This window comes from Amorphus orientalis (assembly GCF_030814015.1).
Taxonomy (GTDB): domain Bacteria; phylum Pseudomonadota; class Alphaproteobacteria; order Rhizobiales; family Amorphaceae; genus Amorphus; species Amorphus orientalis.
In genome coordinates, this window is the sequence record NZ_JAUSUL010000001.1 from 196,683 (window position 1) to 223,356 (window position 26,674).

The 26,674-nt window shown below is 66.3% G+C and carries 26 protein-coding genes and 2 tRNA genes; 4 read left to right on the forward strand and 24 right to left on the reverse strand.

Annotation, left to right across the window (positions count from 1 at the left end; genetic code table 11):
* Position 1: 1 nt before the first annotated feature.
* On the reverse strand, positions 2-901 hold the full coding sequence (locus tag J2S73_RS00890) for a hypothetical protein (RefSeq protein ID WP_306883539.1): 900 nt from the start codon (positions 899-901) through the stop codon (positions 2-4).
* A 299-nt stretch (positions 902-1,200) separates the two neighbouring features.
* Here J2S73_RS00890 and J2S73_RS00895 point away from each other — a divergent pair.
* Positions 1,201-1,287 (forward strand) — tRNA-Leu (locus J2S73_RS00895).
* A 150-nt stretch (positions 1,288-1,437) separates the two neighbouring features.
* A tRNA-Met gene (locus tag J2S73_RS00900) sits at positions 1,438-1,514 on the forward strand.
* A gap of 190 nt (positions 1,515-1,704) precedes the next feature.
* Here the strand turns inward: J2S73_RS00900 and J2S73_RS00905 are convergent.
* Positions 1,705-2,388 (reverse strand): MOSC domain-containing protein, encoded by a 684-nt coding sequence (locus tag J2S73_RS00905; protein WP_306883540.1) that lies wholly within the window; start codon positions 2,386-2,388, stop codon positions 1,705-1,707.
* A complete protein-coding gene (locus tag J2S73_RS00910) occupies positions 2,385-2,888 on the reverse strand; it encodes a MarR family winged helix-turn-helix transcriptional regulator (protein WP_306883541.1) in 504 nt (167 codons plus the stop codon). The genes J2S73_RS00905 and J2S73_RS00910 overlap by 4 nt, the downstream gene beginning before the upstream one ends.
* Positions 2,889-3,018: 130 nt before the next feature.
* Between J2S73_RS00910 and J2S73_RS00915 the strand changes: the two genes are divergently transcribed.
* Complete coding sequence (locus tag J2S73_RS00915) at positions 3,019-3,768, forward strand: hypothetical protein (RefSeq protein ID WP_306883542.1); 750 nt, start codon at positions 3,019-3,021, stop codon at positions 3,766-3,768.
* Positions 3,769-3,869: 101 nt separating this feature from the next.
* Here the strand turns inward: J2S73_RS00915 and J2S73_RS00920 are convergent, their stop codons facing one another.
* Genes J2S73_RS00920 through J2S73_RS00940 form a run of 5 tightly spaced genes read right to left on the reverse strand, consistent with a single transcriptional unit; the run spans position 3,870 to position 8,237 of the window.
* Positions 3,870-5,171 (reverse strand): TRAP transporter large permease, encoded by a 1,302-nt coding sequence (locus tag J2S73_RS00920; protein ID WP_306883543.1) that lies wholly within the window; start codon positions 5,169-5,171, stop codon positions 3,870-3,872.
* 4 nt (positions 5,172-5,175) lie between these two features.
* A complete protein-coding gene (locus J2S73_RS00925) occupies positions 5,176-5,643 on the reverse strand; it encodes a TRAP transporter small permease (protein ID WP_306883544.1) in 468 nt (155 codons plus the stop codon).
* A 59-nt stretch (positions 5,644-5,702) separates the two neighbouring features.
* On the reverse strand, positions 5,703-6,707 hold the full coding sequence (locus tag J2S73_RS00930; protein ID WP_306883545.1) for a TRAP transporter substrate-binding protein: 1,005 nt from the start codon (positions 6,705-6,707) through the stop codon (positions 5,703-5,705).
* 40 nt (positions 6,708-6,747) lie between these two features.
* A complete protein-coding gene (locus tag J2S73_RS00935) occupies positions 6,748-8,064 on the reverse strand; it encodes a phenylacetate--CoA ligase family protein (RefSeq protein ID WP_306883546.1) in 1,317 nt (438 codons plus the stop codon).
* Entirely contained in the window at positions 8,061-8,237 is a 177-nt protein-coding gene (locus tag J2S73_RS00940; protein ID WP_306883547.1) for a hypothetical protein, read from the reverse strand. The genes J2S73_RS00935 and J2S73_RS00940 overlap by 4 nt, the downstream gene beginning before the upstream one ends.
* Before the next feature lie 220 nt (positions 8,238-8,457).
* Between J2S73_RS00940 and J2S73_RS00945 the strand changes: the two genes are divergently transcribed.
* Positions 8,458-9,144: a GntR family transcriptional regulator gene (locus J2S73_RS00945; protein ID WP_306883548.1), complete on the forward strand. Its 687-nt coding sequence runs from the start codon at positions 8,458-8,460 to the stop codon at positions 9,142-9,144.
* Positions 9,145-9,371: 227 nt separating this feature from the next.
* Here the strand turns inward: J2S73_RS00945 and J2S73_RS00950 are convergent, their stop codons facing one another.
* The 16 genes from J2S73_RS00950 to chvE form a co-directional block, all read right to left on the reverse strand.
* A complete protein-coding gene (locus J2S73_RS00950) occupies positions 9,372-9,788 on the reverse strand; it encodes a GFA family protein (protein ID WP_306883549.1) in 417 nt (138 codons plus the stop codon).
* A 32-nt stretch (positions 9,789-9,820) separates the two neighbouring features.
* A complete protein-coding gene (locus tag J2S73_RS00955; protein ID WP_306883550.1) occupies positions 9,821-10,267 on the reverse strand; it encodes an SRPBCC family protein in 447 nt (148 codons plus the stop codon).
* On the reverse strand, positions 10,264-10,602 hold the full coding sequence (locus J2S73_RS00960; RefSeq protein ID WP_306883551.1) for an ArsR/SmtB family transcription factor: 339 nt from the start codon (positions 10,600-10,602) through the stop codon (positions 10,264-10,266). The genes J2S73_RS00955 and J2S73_RS00960 overlap by 4 nt, the downstream gene beginning before the upstream one ends.
* A 368-nt stretch (positions 10,603-10,970) precedes the next feature.
* Positions 10,971-11,744: a FadR/GntR family transcriptional regulator gene (locus J2S73_RS00965; protein ID WP_306883552.1), complete on the reverse strand. Its 774-nt coding sequence runs from the start codon at positions 11,742-11,744 to the stop codon at positions 10,971-10,973.
* A complete protein-coding gene (gene yjfF / locus J2S73_RS00970) occupies positions 11,741-12,727 on the reverse strand; it encodes a galactofuranose ABC transporter, permease protein YjfF (RefSeq protein WP_306883553.1) in 987 nt (328 codons plus the stop codon). The genes J2S73_RS00965 and yjfF overlap by 4 nt, the downstream gene beginning before the upstream one ends.
* Positions 12,724-13,758 carry an ABC transporter permease gene (locus tag J2S73_RS00975; protein ID WP_306883554.1) on the reverse strand — a complete coding sequence of 345 codons (1,035 nt, stop codon included), beginning with the start codon at positions 13,756-13,758 and terminating at the stop codon, positions 12,724-12,726. The genes yjfF and J2S73_RS00975 overlap by 4 nt, the downstream gene beginning before the upstream one ends.
* Positions 13,755-15,269: a galactofuranose ABC transporter, ATP-binding protein YtfR gene (gene ytfR, locus J2S73_RS00980; RefSeq protein WP_306883555.1), complete on the reverse strand. Its 1,515-nt coding sequence runs from the start codon at positions 15,267-15,269 to the stop codon at positions 13,755-13,757. Before ytfR ends, J2S73_RS00975 begins: the two co-directional genes overlap by 4 nt.
* A 374-nt stretch (positions 15,270-15,643) precedes the next feature.
* Positions 15,644-16,606 (reverse strand): galactofuranose ABC transporter, galactofuranose-binding protein YtfQ, encoded by a 963-nt coding sequence (gene ytfQ, locus J2S73_RS00985; RefSeq protein WP_306883556.1) that lies wholly within the window; start codon positions 16,604-16,606, stop codon positions 15,644-15,646.
* Between the two features lie 157 nt (positions 16,607-16,763).
* Positions 16,764-17,657 carry an SMP-30/gluconolactonase/LRE family protein gene (locus tag J2S73_RS00990; protein WP_306883557.1) on the reverse strand — a complete coding sequence of 298 codons (894 nt, stop codon included), beginning with the start codon at positions 17,655-17,657 and terminating at the stop codon, positions 16,764-16,766.
* Between the two features lie 161 nt (positions 17,658-17,818).
* Positions 17,819-19,624 (reverse strand): IlvD/Edd family dehydratase, encoded by a 1,806-nt coding sequence (locus tag J2S73_RS00995; protein ID WP_306884920.1) that lies wholly within the window; start codon positions 19,622-19,624, stop codon positions 17,819-17,821.
* A complete protein-coding gene (locus J2S73_RS01000; RefSeq protein ID WP_306883558.1) occupies positions 19,624-20,727 on the reverse strand; it encodes an aldose epimerase family protein in 1,104 nt (367 codons plus the stop codon). Before J2S73_RS01000 ends, J2S73_RS00995 begins: the two co-directional genes overlap by 1 nt.
* Positions 20,724-21,686, reverse strand: coding sequence for a Gfo/Idh/MocA family protein (locus tag J2S73_RS01005; protein ID WP_306883559.1), 963 nt, complete (start codon positions 21,684-21,686; stop codon positions 20,724-20,726). The genes J2S73_RS01000 and J2S73_RS01005 overlap by 4 nt, the downstream gene beginning before the upstream one ends.
* Positions 21,683-22,678 carry an AraD1 family protein gene (gene araD1, locus J2S73_RS01010; protein WP_306883560.1) on the reverse strand — a complete coding sequence of 332 codons (996 nt, stop codon included), beginning with the start codon at positions 22,676-22,678 and terminating at the stop codon, positions 21,683-21,685. Before araD1 ends, J2S73_RS01005 begins: the two co-directional genes overlap by 4 nt.
* A 20-nt stretch (positions 22,679-22,698) precedes the next feature.
* The gene (gene mmsB / locus J2S73_RS01015; RefSeq protein WP_306883561.1) at positions 22,699-23,916 is read right to left on the reverse strand and encodes a multiple monosaccharide ABC transporter permease; all 1,218 of its coding nucleotides are present in this window, start codon (positions 23,914-23,916) and stop codon (positions 22,699-22,701) included.
* Positions 23,917-23,920: 4 nt separating this feature from the next.
* Positions 23,921-25,453, reverse strand: coding sequence for a multiple monosaccharide ABC transporter ATP-binding protein (mmsA, locus tag J2S73_RS01020; RefSeq protein ID WP_306883562.1), 1,533 nt, complete (start codon positions 25,451-25,453; stop codon positions 23,921-23,923).
* Between the two features lie 111 nt (positions 25,454-25,564).
* Positions 25,565-26,638, reverse strand: coding sequence for a multiple monosaccharide ABC transporter substrate-binding protein (chvE, locus tag J2S73_RS01025; RefSeq protein WP_306883563.1), 1,074 nt, complete (start codon positions 26,636-26,638; stop codon positions 25,565-25,567).
* Positions 26,639-26,674 lie beyond the last annotated feature (36 nt).

Sequence of the window (26,674 nt, forward strand, 5' to 3'; positions counted from 1 at the left end):
GTCAGAATTCGTACCAGATCGCGGCGAAGGCACCGCGCTCCTGAAGCGCGGAGACACCGCCGACCGTCCCGGTTGCGCCGACCTGCAGGCTGAATCCCTTGTACACGCGGCACACCGCGCTGGCCTGGATCTTGTGATAGCGATAGGGCTCCTCCGCGCCCACCGAGATCGTCGAGAAGGACTGGGCGAGCAGCAGCCATCGCTCGACGGGTCTGAAGCCGAGCGTCAGGTCGACGTGGACCTCATCGTCCGTTCCGCCGGCGCTGAAACGGTACGCCCCCTGAACGTCGAAGAAGGCATGGCGCCCAAACGCCGTGAAGCCGCGCCCGAACAGCACCCGGGCATCCAGGGCCGCCGGTTCGCTTTCGATCCAGGCGCCGTTGCGATCGAGACCGGGCGTGTAGCCGATCACCTGGGCGGCAAGGACCGCGCGATCGGTTTCCTTCAGTCGAACACGTGCCCCTATCCCGTCGACGCCGGCCGTTCTGACATCCAGATCCTGCACCTCCAGGCGTCCCTCGCTCTTCACGATACCCGTCAGCCAGGGCGTGAAGCCGTACTCGATATGGGCGCGAAGCTCGAATTTCCGGTACTCGGGGATCGGTTGCAGGCGGCCGTCGGCATCGTAGGCATTGGCGGATCCGGTGAAGGCGGACGTGACGATCACCACGCCGTCGCCGGGTTCGAACAGCCAGGCGCCGGCATCGGCCGGTCCGCTCGCGCAGGCGAGCGCGGCCGTGACGAGTAGAGAGGCGGCCCATCGGCAAGGCCATCGTCCCCGGGGAACCTCGACTCCGCGACCGGCGATCCGCCGGCAGAATCCGCGATGGTGCGAGGATGCGCCGTCCCGCACCCGCCGTGGCGGTATCCAGCAGTCGATCCCGGTCGCAGCTGTATCCACGGCGGCCCCCGCCAACCCGAGCCTTTGCCGCTCAATTGAAACATCTGAGCGAAAGGACGCAGCTCGGAATTCAATAATCAAATCAAGCGTATCTCGGCCGAACCGGATCGGTTCAACCGAGATAAGCCCTGGCAAAGAAGGCCAGAGTACAACTTAGGCGAGATGGCGGGTAGCGGAAATATGCCGACCGTCCCGACAGGCTGCCAGCCGTCCGGGAGGCTTGCGCGGCAGGGCGTTTTGCCGCTACAGGGACGGCTTCGGCGGCGTGCCGGGCGCGGCCCGTCAACCGCCGCGTTCCCGCGGGTGTGGCGGAATTGGTAGACGCGCTGGACTCAAAATCCAGTTCTGGTGACAGAGTGTCGGTTCGATCCCGACCACCCGCACCACACGCCGGCCGGAGCCGGTTGGCTTCCGGCTGATGGTTCTCTATCGAGCCGTTCGATCTCTGCAGTGGACGAATGGCTCGTATGACAAAAAAATGTCGCTGGACCCTTTCACCGGCGGCGGCGCTTTGCTACATGAGCGCCTGCAGTTGACGCGGGGTGGAGCAGCCCGGTAGCTCGTCAGGCTCATAACCTGAAGGTCGTAGGTTCAAATCCTACCCCCGCAACCAACTAACTATCTGAAAAGGTAGCGTTTTGCCGAAGACCCGGCTCGGAGAGAGCGGGGCTTTTTGGCGTTCCTGGCACAGTCAGGGGCACTGCAGGTCCATAGTGCTCAACGATTTCCGGTGCAGACCTTGACCTGGGCGTAGCGGATACGCCGCGGCGATGCCGCTCGCGGCAGGCTGTCGGCTGTTCGGGTCACTTTCCGCCTAGGCGCGCGGTTGTGTCCTCCGAAAGGTCTTTCTCGGAGATGCGGGCGAAGGCGGTCCGCCAACTTTCGCTTAATGCGGGGAGACGGGACAAGGTCGCGGCGGCCTCCGACCCGATTCGACGTGTGAGCCGGGCCTGCGTGACTCGCTGCACCGTCCATTCAGGCCAGAGGCGTTCGACCAGTGAAATTGTGTCACCCTGTTTGACGGTGCCGGGCTCCAGAACACGGTAATACCAGCCGGTTCGCGCCGTCTTCTGAAAGAGTGCCGCCATTCGCTTCTCGTTGGTATGGGCATTGAGTTTCCAGCACGGCTGCCGGCCCTGACTGACCTGCACAGTCGCCGTGCCAAAGGTGAGAATGTCACCGATACAGAGGATATCCTCGGTCAGGCCGCTGGTGGAGATGTTCTCCCCGAACCCTCCCGGCTGCAAGTCGTCTCGCACCAGCTCGGAGCGCCAAGCCGGATAATGGTCCGCTGCGTAGTGATGGATCGCTTTCTCCGGCCCTCCGTGTACGGAAAGGTCCGCCTGACTGTCGAGAGCCAAGCCGGAAGCCGTGACCTTGACCCGGTCACCTGTCGGACGCTTTGCGATCGCAGAAGGCGGACGCCCTGGCCAACGCTCTTCCACCTGGCCGACACAGAGTAATTCGATCGTAGCGCGCAGGGTCATACGGGCTCTTGTTCCTGACAAATTTTTTCGGTCTCGGAGGCGGAAAGCGGGACCGAAAGCAGGGCACAGAACGCGCCTTCCGCGTTCCGGCGAAAATGTCTGCATGTCCGGCAGACCCCGAACGGGCGTCCGCCATTGGCCCGAATGATGGAGGAAAGAAGCGCACTCAAGGTGTCCTCCAGCTCGGCGGCCGTGGAATCTTCAAGCCGGCCGAGGGCGACTGAGAGCGGGCTTCGTCGGGCCGCCGCATCCGCTCCCGCGGCGGTCAGCTCGTAGGAAATCGATCGCTTGTCGCTCTGCGAGCGCGTCTCATGCACGTAGCCCTTTCGCTCGAGGGCTTTCAGGGTCTGCGACACCGTCCCCCGCGTCGCGCCCAGATACTCGGCCACCTGCGAGGGGGAGCGGGAAAACCGGTTTGCGCGCGACAGGTAGGCGAGTGCGGCGAGCTGCGCTGGGTTCAGCTCGTCCGTCCACGTTTCGGCGGCGTCCAAACGCGCCATCCGATTGATCAGGCTCTGGATTCGATCAGCTCGGCTCATGCAGAAACAATAGCGAGTCGAAACCACTATTGCAATAGTTTCGACTCGCTACTAATGATGCGGTTCTTGACACCCCAAGGAGAACCAAGTCATGACCAAGGAAATCCTGTTTGCGGCGGCAGCTGTGCTCATCGCCGGATCGGCCTACGCCGACGGCAGTCACGCGATCGACCAGGACGAAGCCGTCCGCTCATCGCCAGACAGCTCTAAGGCCGCAGCGTTCGATATCCTGGCCGCGCACGTTCATCACGACGGGCGGCAGGTCGTGTTTCACATGACCACCAGGGGGATCGCCGGATCGCAGATCCCGGAACCAACCGGATCGCTGGCTGGTGCACCGGTCCTCTCCTATGTCTGGCCCACGTCGCTCGATCCTTCGGCAGTGGGATTTGAGGGCGACACCGGGATCCTCGCGCTTGCTGCGACAACCCACCCTGATTTCGATGACACACCGCTTTTCGACGAAGACGCCGACGGCGATCCGGGGAATGATGGTGCGCTATGGCACAGCCACTGGGTGGTTCTCGCCCCGACTGACGGATGCGGCGATGGGGCCCTCGGCGTCCGGGACATTCCAGAGGGTGAGGAGCCGGCTATGCCGGCCACATGGCCCGGCTTTCCGATCTTCATTGACAGCCCGGGTTACACGCCGCTGTTCGACGGACCGGAAGTCTCCGTACGCGTGCCGTTCGCCGATCCAAAGACGGCAGCCGGCGCGCGCTATGACGGCGTCACCGCCGCGTTGCGCATTAACGCCAACATCCATGCGCCGCTTCTGTGCGTGACTGATGTCTTTGACATCGCGTCGAGCGACCTCAGCTTGCCTGGGCTCGTCAAGTAATTGGTATGCGCGTCGTCCCGCGGCGGTACCGCGAAGGGGGCGGTCTACCCCGCGACGTCAATGCCCCAATCGGGATGCGGGGCCGGACCTCTTGGGCCGGCTCACATCAGCAGGTCGGGCAGGGCGAGAGAGAGGGCAGGGATCGCGACGAGGAGGGCGATGCGGACCGCATCCGCCGCCAGGAAGGGCATGACGCCGGCGGCCACCGTTCCGAACCGCAGGCCGTCGACGGCGCCGGTTATGACGTAGAGATTCATCCCGAGTGGCGGCGTGATCAGTCCGATCTCGACGACCGAGACCACCAGGATGCCGAACCAGATCGGATCGTAGCCGAGGTCGAGGATGATCGGGAACACGATCGGCAGCGTGATCAGCATCATCGAGAGGCTGTCCAGGAAGCAGCCGAGGATCACGTAGAGCAGCAGGATCATGATCACCACGCCCAGCGGCGGCAGGCCGAGGGCGTTGATCCAGTCGACGATGACGCGCGGCAGGGTCGAGGTCTCGATGAAGAACTGCAGGACCGACGTGCCGATCAGGATCATGAACAGGAGGCCGGTGGTCACGGCCGTTTCCACCAGCGCCTCGCGGGTGACCTCCCAGGTGAGCGCCCCGCGGATCGCGGCCAGCACGATCGCGCCGAACGCACCCACGGCGGCGGCTTCGGTCGGCGAGAAGATGCCCACATAGATGCCGCCCATCACCACGATGAAAAGCGCAAGGATCGGCGCCATCTGGCGCGCGGCGCGCAGGCGGTGGAACACTTCCGGGCGCGGGGTGCGCGGCGCCCAGTCCGGTCTCAAGCGGGCCGTCGCGTAGACCGCGCACATATAAAGCGCAGCCGCCAGGAAGCCGGGGATCAAACCGGCGAGGAACATCCGTCCGATCGACTGCTCGGTGAGAAGTGCGAAGATCACCATGATGATGGAGGGCGGGATCAGGATGCCGAGCGTCCCGCCGGCGGCGAGTGCGCCGGAGCTGAGCCGCTTGTCGTATCCGATCGCGGTCATCTCGGGGACGGCGACCCGCGCCATGGTCGCGGCGGTGGCAAGGCTCGATCCGCACACGGCACCGAACAGGGCGCAGGCCCCGATCGTGGCGGAGGCCAGCCCGCCCCGCCAGTGCCCGATCAGAGAATGCAGCGCCTGGTAGAGCGAGGCGGAAAGGCCGGCCCGCGAGGCGAACGCGCCCATCATCACGAACAGCGGGATCACCGACAGGGAATAGCTGGAGGTCGTCACGAAGGGCTGGGAGCCCAGCACGAAGCCGAGGCTGTACCAGCCGTTCAGATAGACGCCGCCGGCGATGCCGACGACGCCCATGGCGATGGCGACGGGAACGCGGACGGCGATCAGGCCGAGAAGGGCGACGAGGCCCAGGACGCCGACGATGGGAGCGGACATGGGCTCAGCCTCGGATCAGGGAGCGGATCTCGCGGACCGCGAGCGCGACGTTGACGATGGCGGCAAGCCCGATCCCTGTCAGAAGCGGGATCCAGTACCAGACCATGGGTATGCCGATCGACTGGCTGCGGTCGCCGTATCCGTACTCGGTCAGCATCTGACCGGACGCGAACCAGGTGACGCCGGCAAGGAAGATCAGGCCGAGAAGGGCGGCGAAGACGCGCAGACCGGCCTGCAGCCGGGGCGACATGCGGCTGGTGAAGACATCGATCGAGACCTGCTGGTCGGACGCGAAGCCGTAGGGAATGGCGAGCATGGCGCCGATCATGGTGCACAGCGTGACGATGTCGGTGAGGCCGTGCACGGTCAGGGTGCTGACGGAGCGCAGCAGGATGTCGATGACCGTCAGCACAACGGCGACCAGAAAGGCCGCCGTGCCGGCAAGCGCCAGATAGAGCGTGAACCGCTTCATGTCGGAGCCCCGTGGAGTGGGGAGGGCGGCAACGCGCGCCGCCCTCCGGCATCGACCGTCTATTCGCAGGTTTTAACGGCCTCGCGAATGGATGCGTAGAGCGCCTTGGCATCCGATTCCGACATGTCGGAATTGTTCGAGAGGTAGTTCTCGATCACCGGCTGAAGGCGCTCGCGCCACTCTTCCCGCTGGGCGTCGCTCATCGGGATGACGGTGTTGCCAGCGGCCTTGGCGGCTTCGATGGCCTCCTGGTCGGTCTCGTGCCACCAGCGGCCCCAGTTGGAGAAGACCTCCTCGCTGACCTCGTCGATCGTCTGCTGGATGTCCTCCGGCAGGCTGTCGTACTTGCGCTGGTTGAAGACGATGTACATGGCGACCGGGTTGATGCCGGCGTCGAGGTGATAGTCGAGCACCTCGTAGAGCTTGAAGGCACCGACCGGACCCCACGGCATGATGTTGCCGTCGACCACGCCGCGCTCCACGCTCTCGTAGATCTCGCTCGGAGGCATGCCGACCGGGGTCGCGCCGATCTCTTCCAGCATCGCGGTGATCGCCGGGGTCGGCGTGCGGATGCGCATGCCCTCGAGATCGTCGAGGGTCTTGATCTCCTTGGTGGTGTGCGCCGCACTCGGTTCCGTCACGGTGAGATAGAGGACCTTGGTGCCCGGATAGTCCGGGGCGAATTCGTCCTTCATCTTCATCATGGCGCAGGTGCCGACTTCCGAGTTCGGCACGGTGAACGGCAGCTCGACCAGCACGGAGCGGGGATGGCGGCCGCGCGGGATGGCGGGGATGCCCACGGACACGTCGGCGACGCCGTTGCGCGCCTGGTCGAACTGACGGGTGGCGTCGCCGAGCGAGGAGCCGGCCGGGAAGAAGGTGAAGTTGACCCGTCCGTCGGTCCGCTTCTCGATCTCTTCCGCCCAAGGCTCCATGGCGAGCGTCTGGATGAAGTGCGTCGACGGGAACATTGACGACACCTTCAGCTCGTATTCGGCCGCATGGGCCTGGCCGGCGAGCAGGGCGCCCGCCGCAACGCCGAGGATGGCTGCAATTCTGGTCATGGTTTCCTCCCTGTTTTCAGTCTTCGATGGCCGGGGCGCTTCAGCTCGCCTCGGAGTAGTCGATGAGCTTGGACTTGTATTCGCTGCGCGGCAGGGCGCCGGCGGCGACCAGTTCGATGCTGGTGGTCACCACCAGCGTGTCGCGCACCCGCTGTCGGATGCGGTCGGCGAGGCCGTCCGGCGCGTCGCCGTCCGTGAGCTCCACGAGAACCTTGAGCGGCGGCGCCTGCTTCACGCCCTTCGATCCCGGTCGCACCGAAATCACGCCGGTGACGGCCGGGGCAAACTCGTTGACGACCTCGCGGATCGCGGACGGAAAGACGTTGACGCCGCGCACGATGAGCATGTCGTCGGTGCGTCCGATGCAGCGCACCCGGGGGGAGGTGCGGCCGCAGGCGCAGGTTTCGGTCCGGATCATCACGTGATCGCGGGAGCGGAAGCGCAGCAGCGGAGCCGCGCGGTGTGCCAGGTGCGTGTAGACCAGTTCCCCGGTGGCGCCGTCTTCCATGGGAACGGCCTCGCCCGTCTCCGGGTCGATCAGCTCGATGTGGACGAAGCCGCGGGCGCAGAAATGCATGCCCTGCTGCTCTTCGCACTCGCCCCAGAGCGAGGCGCCGATGTCGCCGATACCCATGGCCTCGGTGACCGTCGCGCCCCAGGCTTCCTCCAGCTTGCCGCGCATGGCAGCCTCTCCGCCGCCCGGTTCGCCGGCGACGAGGATTCGCTGCACGCTGCAGGACGGCAGGTCGATGCCGCGCTCGCGAGCCCATTCGGCGAGATGCAGCGCGTAAGACGGCGTGCAGACCAGCGCCTGGGGATGAAGTCGCGTGATCGCCGCCATCAGCCGCTCGGTGTTTCCGGTGCCGACCGGGATGTGGCAGAGGCCGATCCGGTTGAAGGCATCCAGCGCCGATCCGGCGACGAACGGCCCGGCATTGTAGGTCGACACGATGGCCTGCCCCGCCTCGACCCCAGAGGCGGCATAGGAGCGGGCGGACGTCCTGACCCAGTTGTCGAGATCGCCGGCCGTGAGCGGAATGTAGCTCGGTGTCCCCGTCGTGCCGCTGGTCGAATAGATCCGGGCGAGCTCGCTCATCGGAACGGCCAGGTGCGTCCCGATCGGATCGGCCTCGGTGCGCGTGGCCCGGAGGTCATCCTTTTCCGTCATCGGCAGGCGAGCGATGTCCGCAAGGCCCCCGATCGCGTCCGCTGTCGGAAACCCGGCATCGGTGAGCTTCTGGCGATAGAAGCGTGAATTCTCCAGCAGGAAGGCGATCTGCCGGCGGTAGAGGACGTCGTCCTGGCGCTGCTGTTCCTGCCAGTCGAGCGTCTCGATGTCCGGTTCGAGCATGCTCATTGCGCCGCATCCGCTTTGTCGATCCTGCGGCCGGTGGCGAACGCACGGAAAAGCCCGGTGAAGCTGATGCAGTTCGTCAGATCGCTGGACAGGCCGCGACCGCGGACCGCGATGCCGTCCAGGTTCGCCCTGCAGATGGCGGGCGCGGTTTTGCCCTGCTTGCCGATAAGCACCAGGCAACTCCCCTTGCTTGCGGACCGGAAGGTCCGACTGCGGCGACGCTTCGGTCCGCCCGCACGTTTCCTCGGTGCTGCCCGGTCGCGTTCCGCTCTGGCAGAACACCCGGCAGTCTTGTCTGCCTTTCATTCTTGTAGGACAATTCTGCCCTGTCAATATTGCCTGATCCCGGCCGACAGGGCTAAGTGGTGGCAGCGAGCGGAGTGCGAGGGGACGATGTCTGCAACCGTGGCACCGAACGAAGGCGTTGCGCGCGGGGGAACGGTCGAGCGGCTCGTCGCCGGCCTGCGCGACGGGATCCTCAACAATCGATACGCACCCGGCCAGCGCCTGATCGAGGCGGATCTGACCCGCGATTTCGGCGTCAGTCGGGGACCGCTGCGCGAGGCGTTCCGGCGGCTGTCGGCCGAGGGTCTCCTGGAGCTCGTTCCGCACAGGGGGGCGGTGGTCCGCCGGCTGTCCTATCAGGAGACGCTGGAGCTTTTTCAGATCCGCGAGGCTCTGGAGGGGCTTGCGGTCAAGCTGGCCGCCCAGGTCATCGACAAGGGCGACAACAGGAGCCGCTTCGAGACGATGATCCAGCCGATCTGGAGCGAAGCGCCCCGCCTTTCAGGGGCGGCCTATCACGACGAGAACTGGCGCTTCCACAAGGCGATCCTCGCGGTCTGCGGCAACGCGCAGCTCGCCGAGCTGTCGAGCCAGCTACAGCTGCCCCTCATCATGCTTCAGCTCAGCGGAGCGATGACGCCGGCGATGTACGAGGATTCGGTCGCCGAACACCGGGAGATTGCGAAGGCCATCCTGGCCGGAGAGGCCGAAAAGGCCGAGCGGCTGCTGCGCGGGCATCTCAGCCGGGCCCGCGAAATCGCCGACACAATGCCGCCTTCCACATTCCGGACCTAGAGCAGTCCCGTTCAGGCTGACCCAGCCCGAACGAAGAGGACTTGCTCAAGCAATTCAGTCTCAAGCCATCTCTCATCGTTCGGGTGTTTCTAGCCGACCCATTTGCGCATACAGGTGCGCCAGGTTCGGAACGTGATCGGCCATCAGAATCCGGTCAACAGGACCGCGGAGGCCTTCATCACCGTCTTTCGGGTCGGTGGCATGCAGGGCCGGTGATGTTTCGCGGGTCAGCCGGCCGCCGCTTTGTCAAACCTGGTCAGCGTCGGATCGAGGGTATCCCAGGGCAGGCCCCGGCTTGCGTAGGCGACGAACGTCGGCGCAAACCGGTCAGCCTTGTCCAGCAGGACCGCGCTGATCGCCGTAATGCCGGGGTTGGCCGGGGATGTCACGTGGATCGGCGTCCCGCAGCGTGGACAGAATGTATGATGCTTCTCGTTCCCGCTGTCTGCGATGACCGACCAGCTCCGGACCTCGCCGCTGGTCGTCACCGCATCCTCACCGGCAAAGACGATGAAGGAGCTGTGGCCCGTACCGGACCGAAGCTGGCAGTGCGTGCATTGGCAGTGAAGTTCGGCGACAGGGTCGCCCTTCGCCGTGATGCGGACGGCTTTGCAGGCGCATTGGCCGGAGTAGGTGTTGGTCATGTCGACCTCCGATTGCCTGACGTGTTCGGGTCTCAGAAATCGAGCCCGGTTCCGGTTTCGATGAAGGATTTCAGGCTGGACAGGACCAGCGGCCATCCCTTGCTGATGCCCTTTTCCATGCCACTGCCGGGCTGGAGCTGGTCGTGAGTCACGACGAGTTTGACCATCCCCGTATCCAGGCCTTCGATTTCGAAGACGACGCGGCTTTCCTCGTCGGGATCTCCGGCTTTGGATGCGGCTGACCAGGTGAGGACCAGGCGGCGGGGCGGGTCGATCTCGACAACAGTGCCGACGATCTCGACGGGACGTTCGTCGTTTGCGCGGACGTGTTCCCACTTGGAGCCCGGCGTCCAGTCGGAGACATTTTCGTGTCCCCAGTATCGCCGCGCGATTTCCGGGGCGGTGATCGCCTTGAAGAGTTCTTCAGGAGTGGTCCGGATATAGGTGACATAGACGAAGCTCGCAGATTTTACGGTCATGACTTTTTTCCTTCGAGACGGCCTTTCAGATCGTGAAGCAACGCGAGGCGGTCCATTTCGAACTTGCGAACCCATCGCTCGTAGACATCGTGGAGCGGCACCGGATTGATGAAGTGGAGCTTCTCTCGGCCCCGCCTCACCGTGCTGATCAGATTGGCGTCTTCCAGCAGGCCCAGATGCTGGGTCACTGACTGACGCGTCATTTCCATCGCTTCGCAGAGTTCCCCGAGAGTCCGCCCGTTCCGCTCATGGAGACGGTCGAGGAGCTTTCTGCGGGTCGGATCGGCCAGCGCCTTGAAAACGCGGTCGTCGTCCGTCGGCTCACCTTCAATCATGTCTCTAATATGCAGGCATATACCTGCATGTCAAGTGCAGGTATATGCCTGCATGACGGCTGGCCCACGAGCGGCTATGGCCGGCCCGACGCGGCTGTGGTTCGACGTGGCTTGAGAAGATGACGCCTGAGCTGATCCCGGTCGGCGGACGTCTGTCGCGGCAGGGCGCTTGCGAAAAGCGCATACTTGAGGCTGCCTTCCCGCGGAAAGCTCCGCCGAATGCGAAAACGACGGTTGGTCGGGTACCAGGCGGTCCAGAGCCTTTTCCGATCGGGTGGAACCACCTGATCGATTGGAAATGGCTCCAGGTTCAATAGGTTGAGCAATTCCTTCTGGTTCAGATTGTTTCAATCTGAACGGTAGATGCTCTAACGTGGTCCGCCGGACCGCTCGGTGGCTGCGCCGGCCGTCTTGCCGAGGGAGCGCAGGGTCCGCTCGCTGCCGAGTTCGATGACCCTGGCCATTGCCGCCCGGGTCGCGGCCTCGTCGCGCTGCGCGATGGCATCGACGATGGCGCGGTGATTGCCCGCGACCTCCGCGATCAGCGCCCGGTCGCTCGCCGGCGACGAGTGCTTCAGCGAGATCGTCAGCGCCGCCTCGATCAGGCTGCCGATCGCCAGCATGAACGGGTTGCGCGACATCTCTGCGATCGCGAGATGGAACTCCAGATCGGTGCGGGCGATGCTCGCCCGGTCGTGGCCCGCATCGCCCATCCGGTCGACGATTTCGTGCAGCCGGGCGATGTCCTCGTCCGTCGCCTGCTCGGCGGCAAGCGCGGCGGCGGCCGGCTCGAAGGCGAGCCGCATGGTGGCCAGATGGGCGACGAAGGCGTCGTCGAGCCCGGCCTCCACCCGCCAGCTCAGGACGTCGTGGTCGAGCAGATTCCAGCGGTGGCGCTCCAGAACGCGGGTGCCGACCCGGGTGCGCGCCTCGATCAGCGACTTCGCCGCGAGAGTCTTCATCGCCTCCCGCAGCACCGTGCGCGAGACGCCGAAGCGTCCGCCAAGCTCGCCTTCGCCGGGCAGGATTGACCCCGGCGGATAGACGCCCGCCACGATCTCCCGGCCCAGCGTACCGACCACCTGGCCGTGGCTGTTGCGCGGCCGGAGATCGGTGATGGCGCGCTGCAACACCCCGCTCATGTGCCGGCGGCCCGCACTGCCGCAATGCGGCGCTCGGATATCCAGACCAGCCCGCGCTGCAGCACGATGAAGGCGAACAGAAGCAGGCCGATCACGATCTTGGTCCACCAACTCGAAAGGGTACCGTCGAAGATAATATAGGTCTGGATCAGGCCCATGATGAGAATCCCGATCAGCGTTCCCGCGACGAAGCCGAAGCCGCCCGTGAGGAGCGTTCCGCCGATCACCACCGCAGCGATCGCATCGAGCTCGACGCCGACGGCGGCCAGGGAATAGCCGGCCGAGGTGTAGAGCGAGAACACGATTCCCGAAAGCCCCGCCAGAAAGCTCGAAAGGGCGTAGATGGCGATGGTGGTGCGGGCGACCGGCACGCCCATCAGCTCCGCCGACTGCCGGTTGCCCCCGAGTGCGTAGACATTCCGGCCGAAACGGGTGCGGTGAGCGATGATGATCCCCGCGATCACGACGGCCAGCATCGTCATGCCGACGAAGGTCAGGCGTCCGCCGCCGGGCAGGCGGAAATAGATGTCCTGAAGCGCGTCGTAGAGCGGCACGTCGATCGGAACGGAATCGGTCGAGATGAGAAACGCCATGCCGCGGGCGAAGAACATGCCAGCCAATGTGACGATGAATGGCGGCATCTCCAGATAGTGGATCATCGCCCCCATGATCGCGCCGAACGAGGCGGTTATGAGCAAGAGCAGCACGAACGCGGCGACCGGCGGGATGCCCCATTCGGTCATGCCCACGGCGAGGAAGACCCCGCTGAAGGCGATCACCGATCCGACCGAGAGATCGATGCCGCCGGACAGGATGACGAAGGTCATGCCGACGGCCGTGATGCCGAGGAAGGCGTTGTCGGTCAGGAGGTTGGCGACGACGCGGGTCGACAGCATGGCGGGGAACTGGGCGACGCACAGCGCATAGGCCAGGATGAAGATCGCGGCGGTCGTGGCCAGCGGGAAATAGCGCGAGGAGGTCATGACATCACCTTCTGCGGGGCGCGCTCGTCGGTCGGTGCGGTGCGTCGGATCCGGGCGATTGCGAACAGCGTCCGGCTGGCCGGCGACTGCACGACGAGGATGACGACGATGATCGCCGCTTTGATCACCAGGTTGAACTCCGGCGGGAAGCCGGCGAGCAGGATGCCGGTGTTGATCGACTGGATGATCAGTGCGCCGAGCAGCGAGCCGGCGATGGAGAAGCGTCCGCCGAGGAGCGACGTGCCGCCGATGACCACCGCCAGGATCGCGTCGAGCTCGAGCCACAGACCGGCGTTGTTGGCGTCGGCCCCCTTGATGTCAGCCGCGGCGACAATGCCGGCGACCGAGGCGCACAGGCCGGAGATCGCATAAACCAGAAGCAGCAGGATGCCGGTGCGCACGCCGGAATAGGTCGCGGCTCTGCGATTGATGCCGACCGTCTCGATCAGCAGGCCGAGTGCTGTGAGGCGGGTCAGCGCGACGACGGCGCCGGCCAGCACGACCCACAGGAGGACCGGAACCGGCAAGGCAAGAAAGGTCCCGCTGCCCACGAAGACGAGCCCGGGATCGTTGAAGGTCAAAATGACGCCTTCGGTGATCAGCTGGGCGATGCCGCGGCCGGCCACCATCAGGATCAGCGTGGCGATGATCGGCTGGATGGAGAGCCCGGCCACCAGAATTCCGTTCCAGAGGCCGCAGAGGGTGCCGACGCCGATGGCGATGAGGAGGGTCGAGGCAAGCGGAACGCCGGACGTGATCAAAGCGGCGGCGACCGCTCCGGCAATGGCCATGACCGCGCCGACCGACAGGTCGATGCCGCGCGTCGCGATCACCAGGGTCATGCCGATCGCCAGCAGCGCGGTCGGCGCGCCCCGGTTGAGGATGTCGATCAGGCTGCCGTAGAGCCGCCCGTCGGCGAACGAGACCTCGAGGAATCCGGGGGCGATCGCCGTGTTGAGGGCGAGGATCACCGCGAGCGCGATGATCTGGGGGAGCAGACGGACGAGCGGGCGCAGGAGGGAACTGCTCATGCCGCCTTCTCCCGGCCGGTGTCGGTCGCCGCGATCGCTGTCATGATCGCGTCGGTGGTCAGGGCGTCGCCGGTGAGATCGATGACGTGGCGCCGGTCGGCCAGCACGCGCACCCGGCTCGAATAGGCGACCAGCTCCTCCAGCTCCGAGGAGGCGACGACGAGGGCCATGCCGTCGGCGCACAGGCGCTCGATCAGCCGGATGATTTCGGCGTGGGCGCCGACATCGATGCCGCGGGTCGGCTCGTCGAGGATGAGCACGCGCGGGTTGGTGGCCAGCCAGCGCGCCAGGATGACCTTCTGCTGGTTGCCGCCGGACAGGAACTTGACCGGTTTCTCACGGTCGGTGGTGCGGATGTCGAGCGCGTCGATGTAGCGGTCGGCAAGCTCGATCTGCTCGCGCCGCGACAGCGGCCGTGCCCAGCCGCGCCGGGCCTGAAGGGAGAGCATGATGTTCTCGCGGATCGACAGGTCGCCGACGATGCCGTCGCGCTTGCGGTCCTCCGGGCAGAAGCCGAAGCCCTCGGAGATCGCGGCGCGAGGAGAGGTGAGCCGCCGGTCGGTCCCGTCGATGCGGACCCGCCCGCTGTCGGGCTCCTGCATGCCGAACATGAGCTCGGCCGTTTCCGTGCGGCCCGACCCAAGCAGCCCGGCGAGGCCGACCACTTCCCCCGCATGGATTTTCAGATCGAAGGGAGCGAGGGTCCCTTTCCTCCCATAGCCCTCGAAGGCGACCACCGGCGGGCCGGGTTCGCGCTCTTCGCCGGTGCTGCGTTCTTCCTGCTCGAGTTCGCGGCCGAGCATCATCGAAACCAGGTCGATGCGCGGCAGATCGGCGATGGATCTGGTGCCGATGCACTGGCCGTTGCGCAGCACCGTGGTCCGGTCCGCGATGGCATAGACCTGCTCCAGGAAGTGGGTGATGAAGATGATGCCCATGCCGCGCCGCTTGAGATCGGAGAGGATGGCGAACAGGCGTTCCACCTCCGCTGCGTCGAGGCTGGCCGTCGGCTCATCGAGGATCAGCACCTTGCCGGAGATGTCGACGGCTCGGGCGATGGCGACGATCTGCTGAACGGCGACGGAATAGGTCTCCAGCAGCGCGGAGACGTCGATGTCGAGGCCGTAGCCGGCGAGGATCTCGCGCGAGCGCCGGACCGCGGCGCGGCTGTCGACGAAGCCGAAGCGCATCGGCTCGCGGCCGAGAAAGAGGTTCTCGGCGACCGTCAGGTTCGGCAGCAGGTTGACCTCCTGGTAGACGGTGCCGATGCCGTGCGCCTGCGCGTCCTTGACGTCGCGCGGGTCGATAGGCTGGCCCTCGATCTCAATGGTCCCGGCGTCGCGCCGGAGCGCGCCGGTCAGCACCTTGATCAGGGTCGACTTGCCTGCGCCGTTCTCGCCGAGAAGGGCGTGGACCTCGCCTGCCTCAAGCTCGAAGTCGACGTTGGCGAGCGCCGTCATGCCGAAGAAGGTCTTGGTGATCGCGCTGGCGCTGAGCAGCGGCTGGGGCATGGAGTCTCCCTGGAGCCTGTTCCGTTTGTTCTCGGTCAGCGTGGCCGAAAGGGACGTGCTCGAACAGCTGAGTCGGGAAGCCGTCGTCCGTCGTTCGGACACGCGGCCGTTTCGAAGACGACCTGAGGCTCTGCTTCTGAAGCGGGCTGGACAGAAAGTCGGCGGCCACTCGCACGGACCCGGGGCCGGGCTCTCCTGGAACGAGACGGGCTTGGCGCTGCGGCCGACCCTCGGGCATCCGTCCGGCTCCCTGGAGCCGGACGGTAGCGCTTGCGCGAAAAGAGGTATTGAGGTTTCCCGCCCGGAATTTGCGGCAGCTTTGTCTGGTCGCGTTTCCGGACGGCGAACCGGTTCCCACTTGGCCTGGAAACGCTCTAGTAGCCGAGGTTCTTCTTCTCTTCGTAGACCTTCATTGGATCGTCGTTCTGGGTGTAGAGCTTCGATTCCGTCTGGATCCACTTGGGCGGCGTGGTGCCGTCCTTGAGGTAGGCCTCGAGGACGTCGAACGCCGGCCCCGCCATGTTCGGGGTGAGCTCGACGGTGGCATTGGCCTCGCCGGCCGCCATCGCCTGGAAGATATCCGGAACCGCGTCGATGGAGACGACCAGGATGTCCTTGCCGGGCGCCAGGCCCGCTTCCTTGATCGCCTGGATCGCGCCGACAGCCATGTCGTCGTTGTGGGCGTAGAGCGCGCAGATGTCCTTGCCGCCGTCTTCCGCCTTGAGGAAGCTCTCCATGACTTCCTTACCCTTGGTGCGGGTGAAGTCGCCGGTCTGGGAGCGGACGATCTGGATGTTGTCGTGGCCGGAGATCGCTTCCTCGAACCCCTTCTTGCGATTGATCGCCGGGGACGAGCCGGTGGTGCCCTGGAGTTCGACCACGTTGCAGGGCTCGTCGCCGACGGTCTCCACGAGCCAGTTGCCGGCGACGTTGCCCTCGTGGACCTGATCGGACGTTACCGCCGTCAGGTAGAGCTCGTCGGATGCGTCGATCTGGCGATCGAGCAGCACGACCGGGATCTCGGCGTCCTGGGCCTCTTCCAGTACCTGCTCCCAGCCGGTGGCCACGACCGGCGCGATCAGGATCGCGTCGACGCCCTGGGCGATGAACGAGCGAACCGCCTTGATCTGGTTTTCCTGTTTCTGCTGGGCGTCGGCAAACTTCAGGTTGATGCCGCGCTCCTGCGCTTCCTGCTTGGTCACGCTGGTCTCCGCAGCCCGCCAGCCGGATTCCGATCCGATCTGCGAGAAGCCGACCGTCATGTCGTCCGCCATGGCGGGCGCCGCCAGCAGGGTGAGCATCATCGCCGCTCCGGCGGCGGTGCGGGTGAAAGTCATTCGTTTCCTCCTCGTTTAGCCGGTCTTCGCCGGATGCCGAAAAGTAATATAATATGATTATTGTGTCGATGGGAAATCTGCGGTTCGTCCCGGTTTCGCTTGCCGGCGCGTAAACCTGGCCGCGGGCGCAATGGCATGCCGCCGGCGCCGGCGAGGCTCAGTCCTGACGGGCCTCCGGTGAAAAGAAGCCTTCGAAGCCCGCGTCCTCGATCACGAAGGTCTTGCCGGCGTGGGGATCGGCCGCTCGGGCGTCTGGGGCCATCCCCTCCCAAGCGCTGGTGACCAGGAGCCGATCGGCGTTTCGACCGAAGGTGGCCGGGCAGCTCGGCTGGGCGGCGGAGACCGGGATGGTCGAGATCGGCTCGCCCGCCGGCGAAAGGGTCAGAAGGCGGCCGGCCCCCCACAGCGCGATCCAGATGGTGCCGGCGCGATCGATAACGGCGCCGTCGAGGCTGCCCGGCGCATCGCGGTGGTCGTACACGACGGTCGGCGCGGCGGTAGGCAAGCCGGTCTCGGGTGCGACCGGAACCCGCATCAGCCGGCCCGTCGGCGTATCGGAGAAATAGGCGGTGGTGCCGTCTTCGGTGAAGGCGATGGCGTTCGGGATTGTGATCGCATCGAACAGCGGACGGAGTTCGCCTTTGAGGAAATGATAGATCGTCCCCGCGCCGGGTTCGGCGCCCTTGCCCATGGTGCCGATCCACAGCGCGCCGGAGCGATGCACCGCGCCGTCGTTCGACCGCGTGCCGGGGTTGTCGGCTTCCAGCGGATGCAGCAGGTCGAGGCCGCCGGTCGTCGTGTCGCGGACGTAGAGCCCGTCCTCCGCGGCGACGAGCTGGCGCCGGTCGTCGATCCGGGCGATCTCGCTCGCCATGAAGGGGAGGTCGTGGCGAATGGTGCGGCCGCTCTGGAGCGAATGCTCGAACAGGCCGCGGCCTAAAATGTCGAACCACCACGCCGTGTCGGTCACCGGGTCGTAGCGGGGCCCTTCGCCAAGCTCCAGCGGCGTATCGAACAGGATCCGGACGGTCGCGTCGGATTGATGGTTCATCACGGTACCCCGTCTGCGGTGTCGAAAGCCGCGACCGGTGCGGTCTCCGTCGAGCGGCTGCCGTGCCGGATCGCCGCCCGGAGACGGCGACCGGCGAGACATGCGACCGGCTGGCTCGTCATGAGACGTGCCTCGCCGTCTCGACCTCGCCTGGAGTCGCCTCAGTGATTGTCACGCGGGATGCCCTTGGTCTGTGCGATCCGCTGATAGGAGACCGCCGGTTCCAGCACCATTCCGACCTCCATCTGCGAGATCACGGCACGCTGGAGCTCCTGCCAGGGGGTCTGCGCGTCGGGAATCGGATAGCCGCCGCGCGCGGCAAGCTCGGTCCGGCGGGCGGCGAGCTCCTCATCGGAAATGAGGATGTCCGCGCGGCCGCGGCCCGGATCGATGCGCACGCGGTCGCCGTCGCGCAGCAGCGCCAGTCCGCCACCTGCCGCCGCTTCCGGCGAGGCATTCAGGATCGAGGGCGAGCCGGACGTGCCGGACTGACGGCCGTCGCCGATGCAGGGAAGCGACTGGATGCCGCGCTTCAGGAGGTAGTCCGGCGCGCGCATGTTCACCACTTCAGCCGCGCCGGGATAGCCGATCGGCCCCGCGCCGCGCATGAACAGAACGCAGGTCTCGTCGATCGCCAGCGCCGGGTCGTCGATGCGCGCGTGGTAGTCCTCGGGCCCGTCGAAGACGATCGCCCGTCCCTCGAACGCCATCGGGTCATCGGGATTGGAGAGATAGCGCGCCCGGAAATCGTCGGAGACGACGGAGAGCTTCATGATGGCCGAGCCGAACAGGTTGCCCTTCAGCACCCGGAAGCCGGCGGCGGGCAGCATCGGGTCGTCGATCGGACGGATGACGTTCTCGTCGAGGATCTCAGCGCCCCGGCAGTTGTCGCCGATCGGCTGGCCGTTGGCGGTGATCAGGCTCTCGTCGATCAGGTCGTGACGCATCAGTTGATTGATCACGGCCGGCACGCCGCCGGCGTGATAGAAGTCCTCGCCGAGATACTCGCCCGCCGGCTGCAGGTTGACCAGGAGCGGGATCTCTTCACCGTAGGTCTGCCAATCGTCGATCGAAAGCTCCACGCCGAGATGGCGGGCGATGGCGTTCAGATGGATCGGGGCGTTGGTCGATCCGCCGATAGCGGAGTTGACGCGGATGGCGTTGATGAACGCCTCGCGGGTCATGATATCGGTCGGCTTCAGATCCTCATGCACCATGTCGACGATGCGCAGGCCGGTGCGCCAGGCCATCTCCTGGCGGTCCCTGTAGGGTGCGGGAATAGCGGCGGACCCGGGAAGCTGCATGCCGAGGGCTTCGGCGAGCGCGTTCATCGTCGAGGCCGTGCCCATCGTGTTGCAGAAGCCCGTGGACGGGGCGGACGACGCAACCAGCCGGACGAACTCGGGATAGTCGATCTCGCCGCGCGCCATCAGCTCGCGAGCTTTCCAGACGATGGTACCGGAGCCGGTGCGCTCGCCGCGGAACCAGCCGTTCAGCATCGGACCGACCGACAGCGCGATGGCCGGGATGTTCACCGTCGCCGCCGCCATCAGACAGGCGGGCGTGGTCTTGTCGCAGCCGATCGTCAGCACCACGCCGTCGATCGGATAGCCGTAGAGAAGCTCCACTAGGCCGAGATAGGCGAGGTTGCGGTCGAGGCCGGCGGTCGGCCGCTTGCCGGTCTCCTGGATCGGATGGACTGGGAACTCGATCGGAATGCCGCCGGCCTCCCGGATGCCGTCGCGCACCCGCTTGGCCAGCTCCAGATGGTGGCGGTTGCAGGGCGAGAGGTCCGAACCCGTCTGGGCGATACCGATGATCGGCTTTCCCGACTGCAGCTCTTCCTGGCTCAGGCCGAAATTGAGGTAGCGTTCGAGATAGAGCGCCGTCATGTCCGGATTGCCCGGATTGTCGAACCAGGCCCGCGAACGCAGCTTCCGGCCGCCGTCGATGTTGGAATGGTTCATCATGACTGTCTGCTTTCTGCGGCGCCGCCGTCGGGCGCGGAATCTAGCTTTGAAAACCGGTAGATCGCGACCTGACGGCAGGTGCGGCCGGGATCGAGGCGGGCGGACGGGAAGTCCGGCTGGTTGGGGGCGTCCGGGAAGCGTTGCGGCTCCAGGCAGAAGCCGGTCGGACCGCCGACGACAGCTGGCGGAGCCCCGTGTTCCGGAGCCGCGAGAAGGTGACCGGAGTAAAGCTGCAGTCCCGGCTCCGTCGTCAGGAGATCGAGACGTCGGCCCGACCGGGCGTCCTCGACCCGTACGATGGTCCGCGGTGCTTCGGTGGTGCCGCCGCGCAGCACGAAACAATGATCGAAGCCCCGCTGCCCGAGGACCTGGGGATCGTCGCAGTCCTGCAGGTTCTCGGTGAACGTTCTCGGCTCACGGAAATCGAACGCCGTGCCGGCGACCGGCCGGATCTCGCCGGTCGGGACTAGCCCGTCATCGACCGGAAGCATCGCGTCGGCTTCGATCTGCAGCCGGTGGGCTTCGATTCCGACGCCTGCGTCGGCGGAGAGGTTGAAGTAGGCGTGATTGGTCAGGTTGACGACCGTCGGCCGGTCCGTGGTGGCGGAGTACTCGACCGTGAGCTCGCCCGGGCCGGTGAGGGCGTAGCGCGCCTCGACCCTGAGCCGTCCTGGGAAACCGGCGTCGCCGTCCGGGCTGTCGAGGGCGAAAACGACGAACGGGATCGGATCGGTCCCGAGATCGGCGATCGTCCAGACACGGGTGTCGAAACCGTCGGGGCCGCCGTGCAGGCAGTTGGCGCCGTGGTTGCGGGGCAGCTGGTGGCGGGTGCCATCGAGTTCGAAGCTGCCGCCGGCGATCCGGTTGGCAAAGCGCCCGATGGAGGCACCGCAATAGGGCGGGCACGCCGCGCGTTCTTCCAGGGAGGTGAACGGCAGCACCGTCTCTCCGAAGTGCCCGTTACGGTCCGGCGTCCGCAGCGAGGCGATGCCCGCCCCCAGGGTGGTCAGGGTGACGGCGATCGCCTCGCCGGTGAGGTCCACGGCCTCGACCGGCGTGCCGTCTTCGAGACGGCCGAAGGGGCGCGGAACGAGGGTCATCGCTTCCCCGCCTCGGCCGGATCGTGAAACGCGTCGACGGTCTCGGTGCGGGCCATCAGAAAGGCATCGGCGACGAGGCCGAACGGGGTCGGATCGACATCCGATTGACCGGTGGCGACCAGGTCGGCGAACCGGGTGTAGATGTCAGCGTATTCCCCCTCCGGAGGAAGCGAGATCGCCCCGCCGTCGATCGCGAGTTCCGCGCCGCCCGCCGACAGGACGAGGCGGCCATCGTCGGCCTCCACGTCGATCTCCCAGGTCTGTGGACCCTCCTGGCGGAAGTCGAGGGCGGCGTCGACGACCACTCCGTCGGCGGCGGCGAAGCGCACGTCCGCCGCGATCGGCGCGGTACGGTTTTCCGGCGTGCGGAACGTCGCTTCGGTGACCCGCAGCGGTGCCGGCAGGATCCGGGTAAGAATGGAAAAGGCGTTGATGCCCGGATCGAAGACGCCGAGCCCGCCCGGCTCGAAGATCCAGGCCTGCCCCGGGTGCCAGCGCCGAACGTCTTCCTTCCAGGTTACACGCACCGCCCGGAGCTTTCGGCCGGCGATCCAGGCGCGTGCCGGCTCGACGCCGGGCGCATGACGCGAATGCCAGGTGGCGAACAGCGTGAGGCCGGCGCGCTCGGCCGTCCGGGAGAGGATGTCCACCTCGCCCAGGGTGGCGCCGGGCGGCTTCTCGAGAAGCACGTGCTTGCCGGCTGCAAGGGCTGCGAGCGCGACGTCATGCCGGATCTGCGGAGGCGTGCAGACCGCCACGGCGTCGATGTCAGCCTCGCGCAGCATGTCGTCGAGGCTCGCAAAGCTCGGCGTGCCGTCGAGGCCGCCGGCCGGATCGGCGACGGCTGCGAGCGTCGTGCGTTCGCATCCGGCGATCGCCGGGACGTGCTGGTCGCGGGCGATCTTGCCGAACCCGGCAATGCCGATGCGCAGAGTATCTCCAGGCGCGCGCGTCGTCATAGCGGGCGCACCGTGACGGGGGCCACCTCGGCCTCGGCCAGCGGGTTGACCAGCGGCAGTGCGAACGGGGCTGCCTCGATCTCGAACACGTCGCCCGCTTGCGTGGCGACGCCGGCCGAGAAGGACAGGGTGGCGGTGCCGAAGAAGTGGACGTGGACGTCGCCGGGACGCCGGAACAGCGCGTACTTGAAGTGATGGTGCTCCAGGTTGGCGATCGCGTGGGACATGTTCGCCTCGCCGGTCAGGAACTCCCCCTCCCAGAGGACCGCGCCGTCGCGGCGGACGCGGGAGATGCCGCGCACGTCGTCGGGCAGGTCGCCGGTGAGGAGTTCCGGTCCGATTGCGGCGGGCCGCAGCTTGGAATGGGCCAGCCAGAGATAGTTGTGGCGCTCGGTGATGTGGTCGGAGAACTCGTTGGCGAGCGCGAAGCCGAGCCGGAAGGGCGTGCCGTCCGGTCCGTTGACGTAGATCGCCGCGATCTCCGGTTCCTCGGAGCCGTCGAGGGCGAACGCCGGCGAGGTGAGGGGGGCGCCGGGCCCGACGACCGTCGACCCGTCGCCCTTGTAGAACCATTCCGGCTGCACGCCGGGACCGCCGTTCGCCGGCTTGCCGCCTTCCAGCCCCATCCGGAACATCCGCATGGAATCGGTCTCGTTGGCGTCCGCCGCCTGCTTGGCGTGCATCTTGTCGCGGCCCTCGGCGGAGCCCAGGTGGGTGAGCCCGGTCCCGGTCAGGAGCAGGTGCGCCGGGTCGGGATGGTCGATCGGCGCCAGGATCCTCCCGTTTGCCTGCGCCTCGGCAAGATCGACCTCCGCCCCTTCGCCGAGGGCGGCGACGGTGTCGGCCAGCGACCGACCCGCCTTGATCGCGCGCCGGGCCAGATCGTAGACCGTTTCCACCTCGCCGACGCGGCGGCCGGTGGTGCCGCCGTCGCTGGCGACGACGCCGCGGGTGCCGCGTTCGTCGCGGATCTGGAGCAGCCTCAAACCCATTCCAATCTCCTGCAAGGCCCTCAGGCCTTGTTCTTGTTGTAGACGTCGAAAATCACGGCGAGCAGCAGGACGATGCCCTTGATGACCTGCTGGTAGTCGATGCCGATGCCCAGGATCGACATGCCGTTGTTCATGACGCCCATGATGAAGGCGCCGATCACGGCGCCGACAACGGTGCCCACGCCGCCGGACATGGAGGCGCCGCCGATGAAGACCGCCGCGATCACGTCGAGCTCGAAGCCGAGGCCGGCCTTGGGGGTCGCGGTGTTGAGGCGGGCGGCGAAGACGAGGCCGGCCAGCGCGGCGAGCATCCCCATGTTGGCGAAGGTGAGGAAGGTCAGCCGCTCCGTCTTGATGCCGGAGAGGCGCGCCGCTTTCTCGTTGCCGCCGACGGCGTAGATCCGCCGGCCGATCGTCGTGCGCGAGGTGACGAAGGAGTAGACGCTGACCAGGAGCGCCATGACGATGAGCACGTTCGGGAAGCCGCGGAAGCCGGCAAGGACCCAGACCAGGTAGAGGATCGCGCCAACGAACAGGAAGGTCTTGGCCAGAAAAAAGCCGAGCGGCTCGTCGTCGTGGCCGCCGGAACGGTTGCCGAAGCGCGAGCGCAGCGCGAGGTAGAGGATCGCGGCGGCGACGGCGACACCGATCAGGAGCGAGAGCAGGTTCAGGCCGTCCACGCCGAAGATGTCCGGCACGAAGCCGGAGGAGAGCAGCTGGAAGCCGCGCGGGAACGGACCCACGGACTGGCCGGCGAGCAGCCACAGCGTCAGCCCCTTGAACACCAGCATGCCGGCGAGCGTCACGATGAAGGACGGGATCTTCCAGTAGGCGACCCAGTAACCCTGGATCGCGCCGATCCCGGCACCGACGGCGAGACAGAGAATGCTGGCGACGACGTAGTTCATCTCCCACTGGACGATCATCACGGCGGCGAGCGCGCCGATGAAGCCCAGCACCGACCCCACAGACAGGTCGATGTTGCCGGAAACGATGACCAGCAGCATGCCCACCGCCATGATGACGATGTAGCTGTTCTGCAGGATCAGGTTGGTCAGATTGACCGGCTTCATCAGGATGCCGTCGGTCATGATCTGGAAGAACGCCATGATCACGATCAGCGCGATCAGGATGCCGTATTCGCGCATGTGGCGCCGCAGGAAGGCGAGATGGCCTCCGCCCTGCCCGCCGGAGCCGGCCTTCGGAAGATCGATGGAGTCGCTGACGTCTTGAGACATGTCCTTACCTGCCCTGGCCGGAGCGGATGATGAGCGACATGATCGCTTCCTGCGACGCGCTTTCCGCGTCGAGTTCGCCGACGAACCGGCCTTCGTTCATGACGTAGATGCGGTCGGAGACGCCGAGGAGTTCGGGCATCTCCGAGGAGATCATGACGATCGCCTTGCCCGCGGCGGCGAGCTCGGCGATGACGGTGTAGATCTCGGTCTTGGCGCCGACGTCGATGCCGCGGGTGGGCTCGTCGAGGATCAGCACCTCCGGCCCCGCGAACAGCCACTTCGACAGAACAACCTTCTGCTGGTTGCCGCCCGACAGGTTGACCACCTCCTGGGCGACGCTCGAACTCTTGATGCGCATCCGCTGGCGGTAGTCGCCGGCAACGGCAAGCTCGCGCGCGTCGTCGACGACGAGGCCGTTCGATACGCCCTGAAGGTTGGCGAGCGGGATGTTGCGCCGGATCGTCTCGTCGAGGACGAGGCCGTAGGTCTTGCGGTCCTCGGTGGCGTAGCAGATGCCGGCGTCGATCGCGCGGGAGACGGTGGAGACATCGGCCGGCTGGCCGTTGACGAGGGCCTCGCCGGAGATGCGGGTGCCGTAGGACCGGCCGAACAGGCTCATGGCGAGTTCGGTGCGACCGGCGCCCATCAGCCCGGCGATGCCGACCACCTCGCCACGGCGGACGTGGAAGCTGACGTCGTCGACCACCTTGCGGTCCGGATGCAGGGGGTGGTGGACGGTCCAGTTGCGGACCTCGAGAACCGTCTCGCCGACCTTCGGGTCGCGCTTGGGGAAGCGGTCCTCCAGGTTGCGGCCGACCATGTCGCGGATGATCGCGTCCTCGCTGGCCGGACCGCCGGAACAGTCGATGGTGGAGATGCTGGCGCCGTCGCGGAGCACGGTGATGGTATCGGCGACGCGCGCGATCTCGTTCAGCTTGTGGGAGATCAGGATCGAGGAGATGCCGCGGCGCTTGAACTCGAGGAGCAGGTCCAGCAGCGCCTCGCTGTCGGTCTCGTTGAGGCTCGAGGTCGGCTCGTCGAGGATGAGGAGCTTGACCTCCTTCGACAGCGCCTTGGCGATTTCGACCAGCTGCTGCTTTCCGAGGCCGAGATCGGTCACCCGGGTGTTCGGGGCTTCCTTCAGGCCGACGCGCGCCAGAAGCTCGCGCGTGCGCCGGAACGTCTCGCCCCAGTCGATCACGCCGGCCCGGGCGCGCTCGTTGCCGAGAAAGATGTTCTCGGCGATCGAGAGCAGCGGGATCAGGGCCAGCTCCTGATGGATGATGATGATGCCAAGGCGTTCGCTGTCGGTGATGCCGGAGAAGCGGCATTCCTCGCCCTGATAGACGATGCGGCCGTCATAGCTGCCGTGCGGATAGACCCCCGACAGCACCTTCATCAGGGTGGACTTGCCCGCGCCGTTCTCGCCGACCAGCGCATGGATCTCGCCTTGGCGCACGCTCAGGTGCACGTCCTTGAGCGCCACCACGCCGGGAAACGTCTTGGTGATGCCGTGCATTTCGAGGATCGGCGTCATCGTTCAGCGCTCTGGAAAAGGGGACCCGGGCGCACCGGGAGGGAGGGCGCGCCCGGGCGGCGCGCCCCGAAGGGGATCGCGAGGCGTCCCCTCGGGGACGCGCGCGGGTGCTCAGTAGAGCTGGTCTTCGGTGTAGTAGCCGCTGTCGACCAGCACCTGGCGGATGTTGTCCTTCGTCACCAGCACCGGCTTGAGCAGATAGGACGGCACCACCTTGACCCCGTTGTCGTAGGTCTTGGTGTCGTTCACCTCCGGCTCCTTGTCGTTGAGCACGTCGTCGACCATGGCCACGGTGACCTTCGCCAGCTCGCGGGTGTCCTTGAAGATGGTCGAGTACTGGTCGCCGCGCAGAATCGCCTTGACCGAGGGGATCTCGGCATCCTGGCCGGTGACGATCGGCATCGGCATGTCGCCGGAGCCGTAGCCGACGCCCTTGAGCGACGAGATGATGCCGATCGACAGGCCGTCATAGGGCGACAGCACGCCGTGCACCTGCTTGTCGGTGTAGTTGGCGGAGAGCAGGTTATCCATCCGGGACTGGGCGACCGAGCCGTCCCAGCGCAGCGTGCCGACGGTGTCCATCCCGGTCTGGCCGGAGACGATCTCGATCTTGCCCTCATCGATGAGCGGCTGCAGCACGCTCATGGCGCCGTCGTAGAAGAAGTAGGCGTTGTTGTCGTCCGGCGAGCCGCCGAACAGCTCGACGTTCCAGGTCTGCGCGTCGGGGAAGCGCTGCTCCAGGCCGGCAACCAGGGATTCACCCTGCTGGACGCCCACCTGGAAGTTGTCGAAGGTGGCGTAGTAGTCGACGTCCGGCGTGTCGCGGATCAGCCGGTCGTAGGCGATCACCGGGATGCCCATCGCGGAGGCATTGGCGAGGACGTTCGACAGCGTGGTCCCGTCGATCGACGCGATCACCAGGGCGTCGACGCCCTTGGTCACCATGTTCTCCACTTGGGAGAGCTGGTTCGGGATGTCGTCCTCGGCGTACTGCAGGTCCGTCTGGTACCCCTGCTCCTCGAACTGTTTCACCATGTTGTTGCCGTCGGCGATCCAGCGCGACGACGATTTCGTTGGCATGGCGATGCCGACGGTGCCCTCGGCCTGTGCGACGGCGGCGCCGATTCCGGCTGTGAGCATGCCTGCGGCAAGCGCCGCAGCGGTGACGGTCTTCAGAAATGTCATCGTTTCCTCCGCTTTCGTTGAGCCGCTTGCGCCCGG